Raw genomic sequence first — 18,086 nt, forward strand, 5'->3', positions numbered from 1 at the left:
TGAGCGAAATGGTTGATATGACTAAAACTACCACCGAGAAAAAACTCACTCCGAGTGACATTCGTGGCGTGTTCCTTCGTTCTAACCTGTTCCAGGGTTCATGGAACTTCGAACGTATGCAGGCGCTGGGTTTTTGCTTCTCCATGATACCGGCAATTCGCCGTTTGTACCCGGAGAACAACGACGCGCGTAAGCAGGCTATTAAGCGTCACCTGGAATTCTTTAACACCCATCCTTATGTTGCGGCACCGGTTCTTGGCGTAACGCTGGCGATGGAAGAACAGCGTGCTAACGGTGCAGAGATTGACGATGGTGCCATCAACGGTATCAAAGTCGGTCTGATGGGTCCGCTGGCAGGCGTAGGTGACCCGATCTTCTGGGGTACCGTGCGTCCGGTATTTGCCGCCCTCGGTGCGGGTATCGCGATGAGTGGCAGCCTGCTAGGCCCACTGTTGTTCTTCATCTTGTTCAACGCGGTACGTCTGGCAACACGCTACTACGGTGTGGCCTACGGTTATCGTAAAGGTGTCGATATCGTTAAAGATATGGGCGGCGGCTTCCTACAGAAACTGACTGAGGGGGCGTCAATCCTCGGCCTGTTTGTCATGGGGGCCTTGGTGAATAAGTGGACGCACGTGAACATCCCGCTGGTGGTTTCCACCATCACCGGTCAGGATGGTCAGACTCGCGTAACCACCGTGCAGACCATCCTTGACCAGCTGATGCCGGGCCTGGTACCGCTGCTGCTGACCTTCGCCTGTATGTGGCTGCTGCGTAAGAAAGTGAACGCTCTGTGGATTATCGTTGGCTTCTTCGTCATCGGTATCGCGGGTTACGCTGTCGGCCTGCTCGGCCTGTAAGACTGCTATACCATACCGGGGGCTCTGCTCCCGGTTTTTCTATTTAGAGGGTTAAGGATTCATGACTATCACGGACCTGGTGCTGGTTCTTTTTATCCTGTCGCTGCTGGCGTTTGCCATCTACGATCAGTTCATCATGCCCCGCCGTAATGGCCCTACTCTGCTTGCTGTTCCCCTGCTGCCCCGTAGTCGTGTCGATAGCGTTATCTTCATTGGATTGATCGCGATTCTCATCTACAACAACGTCACCAGCCATGGGGCGCAATTCACTACCTGGTTATTGTGTGCGCTGATATTGATGGGAATATATTTGTTCTGGATCCGCACGCCAAAAATCATCTTTAAACAGAAAGGGTTTTTCTTCGCCAATGTTTGGGTGGAATATAGCCGGATTAAAGAGATGAATTTGTCGGAAGATGGCGTACTGGTGATGCAATTAGAACATCGGCGATTGCTGATCCGCGTACGAAATATAGACGACCTTGAGAGAATATATAAACTTCTCATATCAAATCAATGATATAGAAACATAGCCTGCACTATGTTATTTGTATATTGACGTAAAACAAACATAGCACAGGCTATATTCACGTTCTCTTTTTGTAATTTAATTTAACGCATTACCGACAATTAAATCTAAATGAAAATCGTTTTCAATTAGAAGTCAAATAATATCCCCCCGTTTCTTGTTTTATATTCTCAAAATATGTTAAGGTTGCGCCCGTCATTGGGGAGTAGCCGATTTCCAGACTCCGGAAATGTACGTGTCAACATACTCGTCGCAAGGCGTGGCGCGTACGGACTGTAAACATACAGTCAGGCGAGACCATAGACACATCAACTGCAATGCATGTCTCCTGAACTGCGTGTTCGGGCGTGCATGGTTACTGGGGGCAGTGATGTGTTTAATGGATACCCCGGTCAGGACGCTGTTATGAATCTCACCGCTACTGTTCTTCTCGCTTTCGGCATGTCGATGGATGCATTCGCCGCATCAATTGGTAAAGGTGCTACGCTACACAAACCTAAATTCTCTGAAGCTCTGCGCACTGGCTTAATTTTCGGCGCTGTCGAAACGCTGACCCCGCTGATTGGTTGGGGTATGGGCATGCTGGCGAGTAAATTCGTACTCGAGTGGAACCACTGGATTGCCTTCATCCTGCTGATTTTTCTCGGTGGACGAATGATAATCGAAGGTTTCCGTGATAACGGTGATGAAGATGAAGAGCCGCAGCGTCGCCACGGTTTCTGGCTGTTGGTGACCACCGCCATTGCCACCAGCCTCGATGCGATGGCCGTCGGCGTCGGTCTGGCTTTCCTGCAGGTGAACATTATTGCCACCGCGCTGGCTATCGGCTGCACCACGCTAATTATGTCCACGCTGGGGATGATGATCGGCCGTTTTATCGGCCCCATGCTGGGTAAACGTGCTGAAATTCTCGGCGGGGTGGTGCTAATTGGTATCGGTGCCCAGATCCTCTGGGCACATTTCCACGGTTAATTCACACGCTGCCAGATATGAATACTAAAGTCTGTCTGGCAGTCAAATGTCGTTTTCCCCGCCAGCGTTTCCCAGACTTCCGGTTTTGCCCGCCAGGCAAAAGGCGTCATTTGCAGCAATGCCACAGCCTCGCTACCGCTAAGCTGCATCTGATAGCCCAACGCGATACTCTGCTGCAGAGCAAAGCCCTCCAGCTGTTCCGTGTGTGGCGCATGCAAACGCACCTCATCGTAAATCAGCCCTTTCAGCTCCATTAAATGGCGCGGGCCCGGCGTGGCCGTTATCACCCATCCACCCGGCTTCACCACGCGCGCCAGCTCCAGAGCTTTACAGGGAGCGTAGATCCTGACAATGGCATCCATTGAAGCATCAGCAAAAGGCAGTCGATGACTTGACGCAACACAAAATGTCACCTGCGGATAACGCCTTGCTGCGGCCTTGATCGCCACCTTCGAGACATCCAGACCAAAGGTCATACTTCCTGCCAGCGCATCGGCAAACGCGTGCGTGTAATACCCTTCCCCACAGCCGATATCGAGAATCGCCGCGTCACCTGGCGTTAACGTTTCCTGGAGAACATTCACAATCGCCTCACGCAGCGGCTGATAGTGGCCGGCATCGAGAAATTCCCGACGTGCCTGCATCATTTCCGCACTGTCACCTGGATCGCGCGAGCGTTTGTGTTGAACAGGCAGTAAGTTGACATACCCTTCTTTCGCCACATCAAACTGATGCCGCCCAGGGCAGGCAAAACTGCTGTTATCTTGAGTAAGAGGCTGATGGCAAAGGGGACAGGAAAACAACATGACAACTCCGGCAGATGGCTTCAGGGCGCAAGTGTAACGCGAATTGCGCCCTGGGAAAATAACTTACAGCGCCGGAGAGACGCCGTTATTACCTTGCATTACCAGCAAGTGTTCCGAGTCAGCGGGCATGCCATCCGGTTTAACGTTTTCCAGACGCAGCACATCCCCCATTATCTGACTAAAGACGGGGGCCGATACGGCACCACCGTAATACGCCCCATTTTGCGGGTTGTTGATAACCACAACCAGCGCAAACTTCGGATCGCTTGCCGGAGCCACGCCCGCCGTGTATGCCACGTATTTATCGACATATTTGCCGTCATCGCCAATTTTCTTTGCCGTCCCGGTTTTTACCGCCACGCGATAATCTCGTACCGCAGCCTTTGTTCCCCCACCGCCGGGCAGCGCGACGCTTTCCATCATATGCTCAACCTGATGAACTAACGCCTCAGACATGACGCGTCGGCCTATTACCGGCGGATCGATACGGGTGATGGACAGCGGTCGATAGATGCCAAAACTGCCAATGGTGGCGTAAACGTGCGCCAACTGTAGCGGCGTGACCATTAATCCGTAGCCGAAGGCAAAGGTTGCGCGATCCAAACTGCTCCAGTAACGTCTCTGAGGCATTAAGCCGCTGCTTTCGCCAGTCAACCCTAGACCTGTCGGTTCGCCAAAACCAAAGCTCTTGTAGGTGTCCAACAATCGCTGAATGGGCATAGCTAATGATAAATGTGACACGCCGGTATCGCTCGATTTTTGCAAAATACCGGTCAGCGACAACTCAGGATAATAGCCAACATCGCGAATACGGTGCCCGTCAAGATTAAAGGGGTGGGTATCAATCACGCTGTCGGGCTGTACAATTCCCTGTTGCAGGGCAGTCATAAGCACCAACGGCTTAACGGTAGATCCTGGCTCAAAGGTATCGCTGATCGCGCGGTTACGAAAATCGTCCAGCACCGCACCGTCGCGGTTATTGGGGTTGAAATCCGGGAAACTCGCCATCGACAATATTTCCCCAGTGGCGATGTTGATCAGTACCGCCGCCCCTGACTCGGCTTTATTCCACGTCACGGCATTGTCCAGCGCATCCTCGGTGACCGTCTGCAAGCGTTCATCGATACTGAGCTGTAACTCATGTGCGGGTACCGGCATCACTTCCGTGATGTTCTCAATCACATGACCAAATTTGTCTTTACGCACCAACCGCGAGCCGGGTTTGCCCATCAACTGGCTATTGAAGCTTTTCTCTACCCCTTCAATACCCTGGCCATCAATATTGGTGAAGCCAATCAAATTCGCGGCAACGTGACCGGCGGGATAGAAACGACGGGACTCTTCGCGAAGATTAATCCCCGGAAGATTCAGATTATCAACCCACTGCGCCTGTTGGGGTGAAATCTGGCGCGCCAGGTAGATAAAGCGTCCGGCGGGGTTACTATTAACGCGTTCCGCCAATGAACTAAGCGACAAATTCAACGTTTTTGCCAACGCTTGCCAGCGCTCGTTATACCCGACACCACCTTTGCTAATAATCGTCTTAGGATCGGCCCAGACAGCATTAACCGGTACGCTCACCGCCAACGGTCGCCCTTCTCTGTCGGTAATCATTCCACGCGGTGATGCCGTCGTTACTTCACGTAATGAGCGCATGTCCTCCTGCTTCACCAGACTGGTCGGCGTGACGATTTGCAACCACGCAACCCTGCCAAGGAGCAACCCCAGACTCAATAAAATTGCCGCGCAAAGCAGGGCAAAACGTACGGGAGTAAAATTGCGTGCATCGCCGTCGTTTTTCTTTTTCACCTGTTCTCCAGCAAGATAGTTGTTCAGGTGACTGATTTAACGAGAATTAGCGACAGAAAGCGGGGAAAAGAATGCTACGAATATCACGCCTTTGCAACAAAGCGCTAATGAGACGGCATTTTGAAATACTTTGACGTAATCTGAATTAAAAAGCCCCGCAAATGCGAGGCTTTATATCTGAAATTGCTGCGCCTGAGCGCTTCAAATCAGTGGTTTCGATCAGATAGCTGTTACGTTAACAGCAGCCGGACCTTTCTGGCCGTCCTGAATTTCGAACTCAACGTTCTGGCCTTCAGCCAGAGTTTTGAAGCCGTTACCCTGGATTGCAGAGAAGTGTACGAACACATCTTTGCTGCCATCAGCAGGAGTAATGAAACCAAAACCTTTAGACTCGTTGAACCACTTAACTTGACCTTTAATCTTTGCCATTTGCAAAATTCCTTAGAGTATTTTCTTCGCCCGCAGGCATAACATAGATAAAACTGAGACATTACTGCTTGAGGCACTAATATAAGGTTCGGCAGAGAAGCGGTATTCAACGTCAACGTGTTTACTCAGGACTTCTTTACTGAAAATGCCACACATAAACAGAACTGTACCTCGTTTAACCCAAAACGTGTTATCACATACAACGATAATAATGGCAAGCCATTTTTAAACGTGTCTCGATCGGTCGCACAAATCCCGAAGTTCATCTCACGACAACTGCACAGTTATGCGCCAGACCGAGTCTGGATATATTCTCACCGCTCCCGCCCTGCCCCGGCTGGCATACGCAGCAGCCGCGACATGTCTACCATAGCTCACCTTGTGAGGTTGTTCCAGACTCACTGATGCACCGTGTGCTGAATATCATTTTTTATGCTTAGTAATGCATAATTTGTCACAACGGTAAAAATGAGATCCGTCTTCTGGTTTTGCAGAAAAATAATGAAAGAACGATGACAAAGCACAAAAAAAGTAAGAGAAACGTTTCGCTGATAATAAAAACGATCACTATCACAAAAATGACATAATCATATTATTAACGTATGGGTAATTATATTTAACACCACGCACAGGCACAGAATTAATCGGCCAACATGAATTGATGGAAGAACGTTATCGACAGTTCACCGCGCGAACCGCGTGGAGGTCGCAGAAGAAAATGATATGACAGGGTTAACGACAGGATGGAATATCTGAGAACAGCGTCATCAGACGCCCACCCTGTCTTTCAGTTGACTAACGTTCTGCTACCAGGCGAATGATACTTTCATCTTCATCCTGGTTTTTCACTGCAGGTTCTGCGGCTTTTTCAGGTTCGTTAGCTTCACAAAGACGACGAAGCAATGCGTTCTGTCGTTTTTGTTGATCTAACAACGCTTCAAGTAACTCGATCTGCTCATTAGTTCGTGAGCTTGCCCGATTGATGAAGAACCACAGCACAAGCCCGATAACCAGAACCACCACCGATACCACTAAAGACGCAAAACTTAGCGCGCCAGAGTTCAAAACTTCGTTCATTTTACCACCTCAATGTAGACAGCGTAGTTTACCACTGCCGCACAAGAAGGTAATCAACTGTTGCTAAAATGCGCTTACCAGGGAATAAATTTATTGATGGCACAAATTCCGTTGAAAAATTGTACGTCCTGATCGCACATGATGTTGAACACCTGCGCCCACATCAGTATGCATACCAGTACGACAATGATCAGCACCACCCACCGAATTTTTTTCACTCCAACTCCACTCTCCGAATCCACATCTTATGCGACTAAATTATCATGCGTTACCTAAACCCAACGTTAACCTTAGCGGCATAAATATTTTTAGGAATGATTCACTTGTTTCATTCAGTGTACAAGCTAATCTTATAATAACGAGAAAAGATAAGAGGTTGTAATGCGTCTGATTATTCGCGCAATTGTATTGCTGGCTCTGGTTTGGATTGGTTTATTACTGAGTGGCTATGGCGTGCTGATAGGGAGTAAGGAGAACGCAGCAGGACTGGGTCTGCAATGCAAGTACCTGACGGCACGGGGCACCAGCACCGCACAGTACGTACATACCAGCAGCGGTATCATCGGCTTGTCGGACTGTCCCCTGTTAAGGAAAAGCACCTTCATTGTCGATAACGGTTAATATTGAAGCAAGAAAATTACCTGTTATTGGTGTCGGCTTGTATTAATTTTGCTCATTTAAAAAGCCCCGGTACAAAATACCTGGGGCTTTTGACCTATTGCGTATAAATCAAATCAGAATGGATAATCGTTATAACCCATTTGTTCTGAAATTTTTCGCGCAGCCGTGTGCAGCATTTCGACATATTCGTGTAAACGCTCTTCAGAAAAACGCAGAGTCGGGAATGAAATACTCAAACCTGCGATGACCACACCGAAACGATCAAAGACCGGAACGCCGATGCAGCGCAGTCCTTCTTCCTGCTCTTCGTTGTCTTCACCGTAGCCTTGCTCACGCACTTTATCCAGCAGCAGCAGCAACTCATCAGTGCTGGTGATCGTACGGTCGGTGCTGCGTTTGTATTCCACGCCTTCAAGAATCTGTTTTACTTCGTCACGGTCACGCCATGCCAGCAGTACTTTACCGATCGCCGTGCTGTATAACGGGTTACGACGTCCTACGCGAGAATACATGCGTAAATTGTACATCGAGTCGATTTTATGGATGTAGACAATGCTGTCTTCGTCCAGCGCACCGAGGTGGACCGTCTCTTTAGTTAAACGCGACAGTTCACGCATCTGAATATCAGCGCTACGGATCAGATCGACGTTTTGCAACGCGCGAGCGCCCAGTTCAAACAGTTTCAGGGTCAGAGAGTATTTCTCAGACTCACCTTCCTGTGCCACATAACCCAGCGTTTTCATGGTCTGTAAAAAGCGATAAACGGTGCTTTTAGACATCATGACGCGTTGCGACAATTCGGTTATACCAATTTCGCGCTCTTCACCCAGCGCCTGCAGAATGCCAAAAACCTTCAGCACGGAAGAAACAGAATCGGGTTGTTTATCCAGATCTGCGATAGCCATTTATCACCTCATTACGAGTGTTTTATAAAAATCAGAACCGGTTTTTATTATAATTTCACGTACCGATGCTCGCAATCCATCTTTGCCCACTTAGTTACAAATCTGCGACATAACACCTGAATATCAATGCTAAAATTATTATTCTCATCATAATTTCCGACAATATTGACTTCCTATGGATAAATTTCAGGCCGATGGCCTGCCGCTGCCCCAACGATATGGCGCAATATTAACCATTATTATGGGTATTTCGATGGCCGTACTGGATGGTGCAATTGCCAATGTTGCCCTGCCGACGATTGCCGCCGATCTTCAGGCCTCCCCCGCCAGTTCAATTTGGGTCGTTAATGCCTATCAAATTGCGATAGTGGTTTCACTACTCTCATTTTCTTTTTTGGGCGACATGTTTGGCTACCGACGTATTTATAAATGCGGACTGGTCGTTTTTCTGCTCGCATCTCTCTTCTGCGCATTATCAGATTCCCTGCAGATGCTCACGCTGGCGCGCGTGGCACAAGGGTTTGGCGGAGCCGCATTAATGAGCGTGAATACGGCGCTGATCCGGCTTATTTACCCTCAACGCCAACTGGGGCGCGGAATGGGTATTAATTCATTCATCGTGGCGGTCTCGTCTGCTGCAGGTCCGACTATTGCCGCGGCGATCCTCTCCATTGCCTCATGGAAATGGTTGTTTTTGATTAACGTACCGCTTGGGATTATTGCTCTACTGCTGGCTATGCGCTTTTTGCCCGCAAACGCTGCACGCAGCAATAAACCCCGTTTTGATTTACCCAGCGCGGTGATGAATGCGTTAACGTTCGGTTTGCTGATAACTGCACTCAGTGGGTTTGCCCAGGGACAGTCACTCACGCTAATCGGGGCTGAACTGGCGGGACTTCTCGTGGTGGGCTATTTCTTTGTCCGTCGACAGCTGTCACTACCTGTACCGCTGTTACCGGTTGATCTGCTGCGCATACCGCTTTTTTCGCTCTCCATCGGCACCTCGATCTGTTCATTCTGCGCGCAAATGTTGGCCATGGTCTCTCTCCCCTTCTTTTTACAAACCGTGTTGGGTCGTAGTGAAGTTGAAACAGGTCTGTTGTTGACCCCATGGCCGCTGGCCACCATGGTTATGGCACCGCTGGCGGGTTACCTGATTGAACGCGTCCACGCCGGGCTTTTAGGGGCATTAGGCATGGTGGTGATGGCATGCGGGTTATTTTCTCTGGTGTTGCTGCCCTCCGCCCCGTCGGACTTCAATATTATCTGGCCGATGATCCTGTGCGGTGCTGGCTTTGGTCTGTTCCAGTCACCAAACAACCATACCATCATCACTTCCGCGCCGCGTGAACGCAGCGGTGGCGCAAGCGGGATGCTGGGAACGGCGCGTTTACTGGGACAAAGCACCGGTGCCGCGTTAGTGGCGTTGATGTTGAATCAGTTTGGCGACAGCGGTACCCACATGTCTCTGCTGGCGGCTGGCATTCTGGCGACGCTTGCCGCTATTGTCAGCGGACTGCGGATCACCCAACCTCGGATTCAGGCGTAAAAAAAGCGCGTCTAACGACGCGCTTCTTCATTATTTAACCTGCTGCGGGTTATTTCAGGTATTCCCCACTGCGCAGCGCTTCAATACGCTTATCCAGCGGCGGGTGAGTCATAAACAGCTCACTCAGCGACTTAGATTTACCGTTGATGCAGAAGGCCATCATGCTGGTTGCTTCCTGCGGCTCATAGCTAGTTTTCAGCCGCTGCAGCGCAGCAATCATTTTCTCACGACCCACCAGTTTGGCAGAGCCTGCATCCGCATGGAATTCACGATGACGTGAGAACCACATGGTAATAATGCTCGCCAGAATACCAAACACCAGCTCCAGCACCGTCGCTACCGCGAAATAGATTAGCGGGTTGCCGTTGCTACCCTCACCTTCTTCACGGTTTCCGCCCATAAAGCCGGCGGCGAGTTGCGCCAGAATACGTGAGATAAAGATAACAAAGGTGTTCACCACGCCCTGGATCAGCGTCATGGTAACCATATCGCCATTGGCAATGTGGCTAATTTCATGTGCGATAACGGCTTCGGCTTCATCGGGACTCATGTTTTGCAACAAGCCGGTGCTGACAGCCACCAGCGACGCATCCCGGCGAGCGCCGGTCGCAAACGCGTTAATATCTGGCGCATGGTAAATAGCCACCTGCGGCATAGCGATCCCAGCCTGACGAGCCTGAGTTGCTACAGTATTCATCAGCCAGCGTTCTCTTTCATTACGGGGCTGTTCAATTACTTCCCCACCAACGGACTTTAACGCCATCCATTTGGACATCAGCAGCGAAATAAAGGAACCACCAAAACCAAACAGCAGAGCCATAATCAACAAGCCTTGAACGCTGCTTGACTGAATCCCTGTCAGGCTCAATACCAGCCCGAAAACGACCATCACAGCCAGGTTCGTCAGCAGGAAGAGCGCGATTCGCATCATAATTTTCTTTTAACCTCAATTTAACAAAACGCACTATGCGATTACCCATATCGTATGGGTCTTACGGCTATTTTCAAGCATGCATACGTGCTAAGTCAGTAGAAAGACACAACTTTACATTTTACCGTATCAGACTGACGACTTCATACGCTTGTTAAAAAAACAGGCACAATTTCTTGTGCCTGTTGGATATTACTGTTTGGTCGCAGACTGTTCCGCTGGCTTGTCTTTTTCAAGACGCGCCAGGTCGAGCGCTATTTTCACCGTCTCATCGAGATACGGATCCGGCTCCTGGTAATCCTTCGGCAGATCGTCCAGTTTCTTCAGCGGCGGTTTACCTTCACGCTTCAAGCGATCGTTGATACGCGCCAGACGCAGGGCATCATCTTCGTTATTCTCTTTCTCACGCTGAGCGTAATTCAGAGACGCTATGTTGCGCTTATCTTTCAGGGCATTGAAACGAGCAATATCCTTCATGATGTACTGGAACTCAGGATCTTTAACGATACGAGCATTATGTTCTTTCAGTAATTCAGGACCAAACGGCGTTAAATTATCTGACTTCGCATAGGTTGCAGCATCAACGCTATCCCACGGTAAGGCGTTATCTTCGAACTTCTCACCGGTTTCAGTTTCTTCATTGCCTGTCGGCATGATGATATCCGGCGTCACGCCCTTACGTTGCGTGCTGCCACCGTTAACACGGTAGAATTTCTGGATAGTGTACTGAACGGAACCCAGCGCTGGCCATTCCGGACGCAGCATCTGATCGTAGATACGGTTCAGAGAACGGTACTGCTGCACGGTGCCTTTACCAAAGGTCGGTTCCCCGACGATTAACGCACGGCCGTAATCCTGCATTGCCGCGGCAAAAATCTCAGAAGCAGAAGCACTGAAACGGTCAACCAGCACCACCAGCGGGCCTTTATAGTAAACAACGCCGTCGGTATCACTGTCTTCGCGCACTTTACCGTTATTGTCGCGAACCTGAACAACAGGGCCAGAAGGAATAAACAGACCGGAAAGCGATACGGCTTCGGTCAGTGCACCACCACCGTTAGTGCGCAAATCGATGATCACGCTGCTAACATTCTGTTTTTCCAGCTTCTGCAGCTGAACTTTAACGTCATCCGTCAAGCCAACGTAGAAACCGGGAATATCGAGCACACCGACTTTTTCTTTGCCAACGGTTTTGACCGACATTTTAACAGCACGGTCTTCCAGACGAATACGTTCACGCGTTAGCGTAACGGTACGTGTCTTGGTGCCTTTACCGGCAGGCAGGATTTCAAGGCGAACCTTGCTACCCTTTGGTCCTTTGATCAGCGCGACAACGTCATCGAGACGCCAGCCAATCACATCAACGACGCCTTTACCAGCCTGGCCGACGCCAACAATACGATCGCCTACGCTTATCGCCTTGCTTTTGGCTGCCGGACCACCCGCTACCATTGAATTAATAACGGTATAGTCATCATCCATTTGCAGAACCGCGCCAATACCTTCCAGAGACAGGCTCATTTCGGTATTGAACTGTTCGGTATTCCGCGGAGACAGGTAGTTGGTATGCGGATCGATTTCACGCGCAAACGCCGTCATCGCCAGTGAGAACACATCTTCACTGTTAGTCTGCGCCAGACGGCGAATAGCAAATTTGTAACGACGGGTCAGCGTTTCACGAATTTCAGCATCGGTTTTACCGGTCAGTTTCAGGCTAAGTTCATCGAATTTAACCTTACCGTCCCACAATGCGTTTAGCTCGGCTTCGCTTTTTGGCCATGGGGCCTTGCTGCGATCGAGGTTAAACGTGTCGTTACCGGTGAAATCCATTGGACGCGCCAGCACGCTTAACGCGTACTGGTAACGTTCAAACCGGCGCTTTTGCGCCAGATTGTAGAGATCGTAAAAGACATCCAGCTTGCCCGTGCGCAGTTCATCACCGATGACGGTTTTCTTTTTAGCAAACTGCTCTATATCGCTCGCTAACAGCACGTTATGGCTGTAGTCGAGCAGATTCAGATAGCGGTCAAAAATTTTTGCCGAAAACGCCTGATCCAGATCGAACTGGCGATAATGAGAACGCGTAAAACGCGATGTGACACGTTCGCTCACCGTCGCGTGCTGCGTTTCTTCCTTCAGTATGGGGAGTTGATCGGCACGCGTGATGTCTTCCACAGCGAGTGCCTGGCCTGCTAATGCAAGCAGACCAGCTAACGCAGTAAGCCTAAAAAAAGTGTTCATGCCAGGCCAGGCCTCCGTTTCAGAACACCAAGTGTTCTGCGCGTACAATCAAAGACATACCCGAATTCAGCTGTACACGGACGCCATCTTTGGTGATTTCTAATACGGTGGCATCCATCGCATTATTACCTGCTTTCACCTTTAAAGACTGCCCTACCTTCAGCACTGAAATATCAGACACTGGGGTATGCTGTTCTTCGCGAGGAGCACGCGGTGCTTGAGCGGCCGGTTTTTCAGCGCGAGGTTTACGCTCTGCACCTTCTTTACGACGCGGAGCAGGACGCGGCTTACGCTCGCGACGCGGTGCGCCGTCTTTTTCACCCGCAGCAGCTGCCGCTTCGCGTTTTTTCGCCTGTTGCTCGGCACGTTGCGCCTGAACGCGGGCTTTTGCTTCTTCAAGCTGTTTGCGCGCATGTTCGACGTGTTGCTCATCCAGCTCACCACATGGGTTGCCGTCGAGATCGACACGCGTTGCGCCCAGCTTAACGCCATACAGATAGCGCCAGCTTGAAGTGTAGAGACGTAAGGCAGAACGAAGCTGTGTCTTGCTGAGGTTCATTTCACCCTCAACACGCTCTACCAGATCCTGAAAAATGCCAATTTTCAGCGGGCGCGCTTCGCCTTCCGCACTAAAACATTGCGGGAAGCGTTCGGCCAGAAACGCGATAACTTCTTTACTGCTATTCAACTTAGGTTGATTTTCCATGAAATTTCCTGATTACAACGGACGTAGCCAACAAGCGCAGGCATGAACAGGCGTCATTATAATGACGTCATCAGTAATTGCTACGTTATCCGTTGATTATCCTGCGACGGTCGCAAAGAATTTTTTGTAATCCGTCATTGCAAGCACGGTTTCAAGCTGTGCCACAAGCGTACGCAGCCCCTGTTCATCCTCTTCAGTAAAGCGGCCAAACGCTGTGCTATCAATATCCAGCACGCCGATTATCTGATTTTCAACCATGATTGGCAGGACGATTTCAGCATTGCTGGCGGCATCGCAAGCAATGTGCCCGTCAAAGGTGTGAACGTCTTCAATGCGCTGAACCTGGTTCTGCGCCACCGCTGTACCACACACGCCACGCCCAACAGGGATACGCACACAGGCGATCTTTCCCTGGAAGGGACCGAGCACCAGCGTGTCGTTTTCGAGCAGATAAAAACCAGCCCAGTTCACTTCTGAAAGACGTTCGTACAACAAGGCGCTGGTATTTGCCAACGTTGCCAGAAAACTGGTTTCACCTGCCATCAATGCGCGAAAATCACGGTTCAGATCCGTGTATAGCTCTATTTTGTTCATTATGTAATCACTTAGTTGTCTTACTTAAAACTGCAGCCTACTAAAATAAACATTAAATGCGTTAATGCTCAAGATCATTCCCGTCATGGGTTAAGATAACATTACTCTAACACTTTGATCCGCGATACATGGCCCTAAATACTCCACGCATCAAGCCATCCAAAAAAATAGCGATCAGGTCCGTCGGTGAGGCGCTACCCCGTGCGCACTACCAGCGTTGCCCCGAATGCGACATGCTATTTAGCTTGCCGAAAATGCGTTCGCACCAAAGTGCATACTGTCCCCGCTGTCAGGCAAAAATTCGTGACGGACGCGACTGGTCATTAACACGGCTGGCGGCAATGGCCTTCACCATGCTGCTGCTGATGCCTTTTGCCTGGGGAGAGCCGCTGTTACACATCTTTTTATTAGGCATTCGTATTGACGCCAATGTGGTTCAGGGGATCTGGCAAATGACCCGCCAGGGTGATCCACTCACCGCCTCCTTCGTGCTCTTTTGCGTGATGGGCGCGCCGATAATACTTGTCTCGTCCATTGCTTATCTGTGGTTAGGCAACATTCTCGGTATGAACCTGCGCCCGGTCCTGCTGATGCTGGAAAGGCTCAAAGAGTGGGTCATGCTCGACATTTACCTGGTCGGTATTGGCGTCGCGTCGATCAAAGTGCAGGACTACGCTTTCCTGCTGCCGGGCGTGGGGCTGTATGCTTTTCTTGCGCTGGTGATCCTCAGTATTCTGACGCTGTCGCACCTCAACGTGGAACAGTTGTGGGACCGTTTTTACCCGCAAAGACCCGCACGGCGCCCCGATGAACAGCTTCGCGTGTGCCTCGGCTGCCATTTTACAGGCTATCCGGACACCCGCAGTCGCTGCCCGCGTTGCCATATTCCGTTGCGCTGGCGCAGGAATCAAAGCATACAAAAGTGCTGGGCCGCGCTGCTGGCCTCGATTGTCCTGCTGCTGCCTGCTAATCTGCTGCCCATCTCGGTTATTTACGTTAACGGATCCCGGCAGGAAGACACGATCCTGTCCGGCATTATGTCGCTGGCAAGCAGCAATGTTGGTGTCGCGGCAATCGTCTTTATCGCCAGTATTTTGGTGCCTTTCACCAAAGTGATCGTGATGCTTACCCTATTGATTAGCATCCATTTTAAATGTGAACAGGGCTTACGCACGCGCATTCTGCTACTGCGCATAGTGACGTGGATTGGCCGCTGGTCGATGTTGGATCTGTTTGTTATTGCCTTAACCATGTCGCTGATTAATCGCGACCAGATACTTGCTTTTACTATGGGACCGGCTGCGTTTTATTTCGGCGCAGCGGTAATTTTGACTATTCTTGCTGTGGAATGGCTGGACAGCCGCTTACTTTGGGATGCACATGAGTCAGGAAACGCCCGCTTCGCAGACTGAAGCGCAGATTAAAACAAAACGCCGTATTTCTCCATTCTGGCTGCTACCGTTCATCGCCCTGATGATCGCCGGGTGGCTGATCTGGGGAAGCTATGAAGACCGCGGCAACACCGTTACCATCGACTTTATGTCTGCAGATGGTATTGTGCCGGGCCGGACGCCTGTTCGCTATCAGGGTGTCGAAGTTGGCACGGTGCAGGATATCAGTCTCAGCAAAAATCTGCGCAAGATTGAAGTTCGCGTCAGCATCAAGGCCAGCATGAAAGATGCCCTGCGTAAAGATACGCAGTTCTGGCTGGTGACGCCAAAAGCCTCGCTGGCAGGCGTTTCCGGTCTCGACGCACTGGTTGGCGGAAACTATATCGGAATGATGCCCGGAACCGGGGAGCCGAGAGATCATTTCGTCGCCCTGGATACGCAGCCCAAGTATCGCCTGAATAACGGCGATTTAATGTTGCATCTGCATGCACCTGACCTCGGCTCCCTGAACAGCGGCTCGCTGGTATATTTCCGCAAAATACCGGTAGGCAGGGTATATGACTACACCATTAACCCCAATAATCAGGGCGTAACCATCGATGTGCTCATTGAGCGCCGATTTACTAATCTGGTCAAAAAAGGCAGCCGTTTCTGGAACGTGTCTGGGGTCAATGCGGATATCAGCCTCAGTGGGGCGAAGGTTAAGCTGGAAAGTCTGGCCGCACTGGTGAATGGTGCCATCGCCTTTGACTCACCGGAAGATTCACAGCCCGCTGTTGCCGACGATACATTTGGTCTGTATCAAGACCTTGCCCATAGCCAGCGCGGCGTGATCGTCAAGCTGGAATTACCCAGCGGCGATGGGCTAAAAGCAGGGTCCACATCGCTGATGTACCAGGGCTTGGAGGTCGGCGAACTGACAAAACTAGAACTTATCCCAGGAGGCAAAGTCACCGGCGAAATGACGGTGGATCCGAGCGTCGTCTCGTTGCTGCGGGACAATACGCGCATTGAGCTGCACAGCCCCAAATTGTCGTTGAGCGATGCGAACCTCAGTTCGCTGTTAACCGGTAAAACCTTCGAACTGGTCCCCGGCGAGGGCGAACCTCGCAGTCAGTTTGTGGTGGTTCCCGGCGAAAAATCTTTACTGCACGATCCAGGTGTGATGACGCTCACCCTGACTGCACCGGAAAGCTACGGCATTGAGGCGGGTCAACCGCTGATCCTGCATGGTGTCCAGGTTGGACAAGTGATTGAACGTACGCTGTCCAGCAAAGGCGTTTCCTTTACTGTTGCCATCGAACCCCAGCATCGCGACCTGGTACAAGGTGACAGTAAATTTGTGGTCAACAGTCGGGTTGACGTCAAAGTAGGCATTGACGGCGTGGAGTTCTTAGGAGCCAGTGCCAGCGAATGGATTAGCGGCGGTATTCGTATTTTACCCGGCACCAAAGGTGAAATGAAACCCAGCTATCCGCTTTATGCCAACCTGGAGAAAGCGATTGAAAACAGCCTGAGCGATCTGCCGACCACCACGCTCAGCCTGCGCGCCGAAACGTTGCCTGACGTTCAGGCCGGTTCAGTGGTGCTGTACCGTAAATTCGAAGTGGGTGAAGTGATTAGCGTGCGCCCTCGCGCCGATGCGTTTGATATCGACCTGCACATCAAACCGGAATACCGCAACCTGTTAACCAACAACAGCGTGTTCTGGGCAGAAGGCGGCGCAAAAGTTCAACTTAACGGTAGCGGACTGACCGTACAGGCTTCTCCGTTGTCTCGCGCGCTAAAAGGGGCAATTAGCTTCGACAACCTGAGCGGTGCCAGCGCCAGCCAACGCAAAGGTGACAAGCGGATTCTGTACGCTTCTGAAACCGCCGCACGTGCGGTAGGCGGCCAAATTACCCTGCACGCCTTTGACGCCGGTAAGCTCGCCGCGGGCATGCCAATTCGCTATCTTGGCATCGATATTGGTCAGATCCAAACCCTGGAACTCATCACCGCACGCAATGAAGTGCAGGCGAAAGCGGTACTGTACCCGGAATATGTCCAGACCTTTGCGCGCAGCGGGACACGCTTCTCGGTAATTACCCCGCAAATCTCTGCGGCAGGTGTGGAGCACCTCGATACCATCTTGCAGCCTTATATTAACGTGGAGCCGGGTCGCGGGAATCCACGCCGTGATTTTGAGCTACAGGAAGCCACTATTACCGACTCGCGTTATCTTGATGGCCTGAGCATCGTGGTCGAAGCGCCGGAAGCCGGGTCGCTGAATATCGGCACTCCGGTTCTGTTCAGAGGTATCGAGGTGGGTACCGTCACCGGGCTGACGCTGGGTTCGCTTTCTGACCGCGTGATGATTGCCATGCGCATCAGCCAGCGCTATCAGCATCTGGTGCGTAATAACTCCGTGTTCTGGCTGGCGTCCGGCTACAACCTCGACTTCGGCCTGACCGGCGGCGTGGTGAAAACCGGGACCTTTAATCAGTTCATTCGCGGCGGTATTGCCTTCGCCACTCCACCGGGTACGCCACTGGCACCAAAAGCACAGGCTGGAAAACACTTCCTGTTGCTGGAAAGCGAACCCAAAGAGTGGCGTGAATGGGGAACCGCCCTGCCGCGTTAATGACCCTCCTGCTCCGGCGTACTCGCGCCGGAGCAAATATGCT

At 51.0% G+C, this 18,086-nt stretch carries 18 protein-coding genes and 1 riboswitch; of the genes, 7 read left to right on the forward strand and 11 right to left on the reverse strand.

Going from position 1 to position 18,086, the window contains the following annotated elements; all coding sequences use genetic code 11:
• Nucleotides 1–8 precede the first annotated feature (8 nt).
• The 3 genes from M2374_RS04130 (at nt 9) to mntP (ending at nt 2,361) form a co-directional block, all read left to right on the forward strand.
• Nucleotides 9–860 carry a PTS mannose transporter subunit IID gene (locus M2374_RS04130; RefSeq protein WP_096756708.1) on the forward strand — a complete coding sequence of 284 codons (852 nt, stop codon included), beginning with the start codon at nt 9–11 and terminating at the stop codon, nt 858–860.
• Nucleotides 861–921: 61 nt separating this feature from the next.
• Entirely contained in the window at nt 922–1,380 is a 459-nt protein-coding gene (locus M2374_RS04135) for a DUF986 family protein (protein ID WP_115258242.1), read from the forward strand.
• A 197-nt stretch (nt 1,381–1,577) separates the two neighbouring features.
• Nucleotides 1,578–1,678, forward strand: a riboswitch (yybP-ykoY riboswitch).
• Between the two features lie 116 nt (nt 1,679–1,794).
• On the forward strand, nt 1,795–2,361 hold the full coding sequence (gene mntP / locus M2374_RS04140) for a manganese efflux pump MntP (RefSeq protein ID WP_181689013.1): 567 nt from the start codon (nt 1,795–1,797) through the stop codon (nt 2,359–2,361).
• Here the strand turns inward: mntP and rlmA are convergent.
• The 6 genes from rlmA to mgrB form a co-directional block, all read right to left on the reverse strand.
• Nucleotides 2,358–3,167, reverse strand: coding sequence for a 23S rRNA (guanine(745)-N(1))-methyltransferase (gene rlmA / locus M2374_RS04145; protein ID WP_181689012.1), 810 nt, complete (start codon nt 3,165–3,167; stop codon nt 2,358–2,360). The two genes, mntP and rlmA, sit on opposite strands and share 4 nt — an antisense overlap.
• 63 nt (nt 3,168–3,230) lie before the next feature.
• The gene (ftsI, locus tag M2374_RS04150) at nt 3,231–4,976 is read right to left on the reverse strand and encodes a peptidoglycan glycosyltransferase FtsI (RefSeq protein ID WP_181689011.1); all 1,746 of its coding nucleotides are present in this window, start codon (nt 4,974–4,976) and stop codon (nt 3,231–3,233) included.
• A 219-nt stretch (nt 4,977–5,195) separates the two neighbouring features.
• The gene (cspE, locus tag M2374_RS04155; protein ID WP_001062678.1) at nt 5,196–5,405 is read right to left on the reverse strand and encodes a transcription antiterminator/RNA stability regulator CspE; all 210 of its coding nucleotides are present in this window, start codon (nt 5,403–5,405) and stop codon (nt 5,196–5,198) included.
• Between the two features lie 12 nt (nt 5,406–5,417).
• The gene (locus tag M2374_RS04160; protein ID WP_003034983.1) at nt 5,418–5,561 is read right to left on the reverse strand and encodes a DUF2627 domain-containing protein; all 144 of its coding nucleotides are present in this window, start codon (nt 5,559–5,561) and stop codon (nt 5,418–5,420) included.
• Between the two features lie 639 nt (nt 5,562–6,200).
• On the reverse strand, nt 6,201–6,482 hold the full coding sequence (locus tag M2374_RS04165) for a YebO family protein (RefSeq protein ID WP_117342933.1): 282 nt from the start codon (nt 6,480–6,482) through the stop codon (nt 6,201–6,203).
• 74 nt (nt 6,483–6,556) lie between these two features.
• A complete protein-coding gene (mgrB, locus tag M2374_RS04170) occupies nt 6,557–6,700 on the reverse strand; it encodes a PhoP/PhoQ regulator MgrB (RefSeq protein WP_115258239.1) in 144 nt (47 codons plus the stop codon).
• A 163-nt stretch (nt 6,701–6,863) separates the two neighbouring features.
• Here mgrB and M2374_RS04175 point away from each other — a divergent pair, with 163 nt between their 5' ends.
• Nucleotides 6,864–7,103, forward strand: a complete 240-nt coding sequence (locus M2374_RS04175) for a YobH family protein (protein WP_181689010.1) — start codon at nt 6,864–6,866, stop codon at nt 7,101–7,103.
• Nucleotides 7,104–7,216: 113 nt separating this feature from the next.
• Here M2374_RS04175 and kdgR read toward each other — a convergent pair whose 3' ends face one another.
• Entirely contained in the window at nt 7,217–8,008 is a 792-nt protein-coding gene (gene kdgR, locus M2374_RS04180) for a DNA-binding transcriptional regulator KdgR (protein ID WP_096756701.1), read from the reverse strand.
• 175 nt (nt 8,009–8,183) lie between these two features.
• On the opposite strand from kdgR, the gene M2374_RS04185 reads away from it, so the two are divergent.
• The gene (locus tag M2374_RS04185) at nt 8,184–9,557 is read left to right on the forward strand and encodes an MFS transporter (protein ID WP_117342934.1); all 1,374 of its coding nucleotides are present in this window, start codon (nt 8,184–8,186) and stop codon (nt 9,555–9,557) included.
• A gap of 49 nt (nt 9,558–9,606) precedes the next feature.
• On the opposite strand, the gene htpX is transcribed toward M2374_RS04185, so the two are convergent.
• The 4 genes from htpX to M2374_RS04205 all read right to left on the reverse strand — a co-directional run bounded on the left by htpX (nt 9,607) and on the right by M2374_RS04205 (nt 14,029).
• Complete coding sequence (gene htpX, locus M2374_RS04190) at nt 9,607–10,488, reverse strand: protease HtpX (protein ID WP_096756699.1); 882 nt, start codon at nt 10,486–10,488, stop codon at nt 9,607–9,609.
• 192 nt (nt 10,489–10,680) lie between these two features.
• On the reverse strand, nt 10,681–12,729 hold the full coding sequence (gene prc, locus M2374_RS04195) for a carboxy terminal-processing peptidase (RefSeq protein ID WP_096756698.1): 2,049 nt from the start codon (nt 12,727–12,729) through the stop codon (nt 10,681–10,683).
• Between the two features lie 19 nt (nt 12,730–12,748).
• Entirely contained in the window at nt 12,749–13,435 is a 687-nt protein-coding gene (gene proQ, locus M2374_RS04200) for an RNA chaperone ProQ (protein WP_096756697.1), read from the reverse strand.
• Nucleotides 13,436–13,531: 96 nt separating this feature from the next.
• Entirely contained in the window at nt 13,532–14,029 is a 498-nt protein-coding gene (locus M2374_RS04205; protein ID WP_137362929.1) for a GAF domain-containing protein, read from the reverse strand.
• A 128-nt stretch (nt 14,030–14,157) separates the two neighbouring features.
• Here M2374_RS04205 and yebS point away from each other — a divergent pair, with 128 nt between their 5' ends.
• Complete coding sequence (gene yebS / locus M2374_RS04210; protein WP_096756695.1) at nt 14,158–15,441, forward strand: membrane integrity lipid transport subunit YebS; 1,284 nt, start codon at nt 14,158–14,160, stop codon at nt 15,439–15,441.
• Nucleotides 15,410–18,043 carry a PqiB family protein gene (locus M2374_RS04215; protein WP_181689009.1) on the forward strand — a complete coding sequence of 878 codons (2,634 nt, stop codon included), beginning with the start codon at nt 15,410–15,412 and terminating at the stop codon, nt 18,041–18,043. Before yebS ends, M2374_RS04215 begins: the two co-directional genes overlap by 32 nt.
• The last annotated feature ends 43 nt before the right edge of the window (nt 18,044–18,086 follow it).

This window comes from Citrobacter sp. JUb117 (assembly GCF_024809055.1).
GTDB lineage: Bacteria > Pseudomonadota > Gammaproteobacteria > Enterobacterales > Enterobacteriaceae > Citrobacter > Citrobacter gillenii.

Excerpts from the sequence above, each read along its gene's own strand:
- M2374_RS04130 (WP_096756708.1), top strand. The coding sequence starts at position 9 with ATGGTTGATATGACTAAAACTACCACCGAGAAAAAACTCACTCCGAGT.
- M2374_RS04135 (WP_115258242.1), top strand. The coding sequence starts at position 922 with ATGACTATCACGGACCTGGTGCTGGTTCTTTTTATCCTGTCGCTGCTG.
- mntP (WP_181689013.1), top strand. The coding sequence starts at position 1,795 with ATGAATCTCACCGCTACTGTTCTTCTCGCTTTCGGCATGTCGATGGAT.
- rlmA (WP_181689012.1), bottom strand. The coding sequence starts at position 3,167 with ATGTTGTTTTCCTGTCCCCTTTGCCATCAGCCTCTTACTCAAGATAAC.
- cspE (WP_001062678.1), bottom strand. The coding sequence starts at position 5,405 with ATGGCAAAGATTAAAGGTCAAGTTAAGTGGTTCAACGAGTCTAAAGGT.
- M2374_RS04160 (WP_003034983.1), bottom strand. The coding sequence starts at position 5,561 with ATGTGTGGCATTTTCAGTAAAGAAGTCCTGAGTAAACACGTTGACGTT.
- M2374_RS04165 (WP_117342933.1), bottom strand. The coding sequence starts at position 6,482 with ATGAACGAAGTTTTGAACTCTGGCGCGCTAAGTTTTGCGTCTTTAGTG.
- M2374_RS04175 (WP_181689010.1), top strand. The coding sequence starts at position 6,864 with ATGCGTCTGATTATTCGCGCAATTGTATTGCTGGCTCTGGTTTGGATT.
- kdgR (WP_096756701.1), bottom strand. The coding sequence starts at position 8,008 with ATGGCTATCGCAGATCTGGATAAACAACCCGATTCTGTTTCTTCCGTG.
- M2374_RS04185 (WP_117342934.1), top strand. The coding sequence starts at position 8,184 with ATGGATAAATTTCAGGCCGATGGCCTGCCGCTGCCCCAACGATATGGC.
- htpX (WP_096756699.1), bottom strand. The coding sequence starts at position 10,488 with ATGATGCGAATCGCGCTCTTCCTGCTGACGAACCTGGCTGTGATGGTC.
- prc (WP_096756698.1), bottom strand. The coding sequence starts at position 12,729 with ATGAACACTTTTTTTAGGCTTACTGCGTTAGCTGGTCTGCTTGCATTA.
- proQ (WP_096756697.1), bottom strand. The coding sequence starts at position 13,435 with ATGGAAAATCAACCTAAGTTGAATAGCAGTAAAGAAGTTATCGCGTTT.
- M2374_RS04205 (WP_137362929.1), bottom strand. The coding sequence starts at position 14,029 with ATGAACAAAATAGAGCTATACACGGATCTGAACCGTGATTTTCGCGCA.
- yebS (WP_096756695.1), top strand. The coding sequence starts at position 14,158 with ATGGCCCTAAATACTCCACGCATCAAGCCATCCAAAAAAATAGCGATC.
- M2374_RS04215 (WP_181689009.1), top strand. The coding sequence starts at position 15,410 with ATGAGTCAGGAAACGCCCGCTTCGCAGACTGAAGCGCAGATTAAAACA.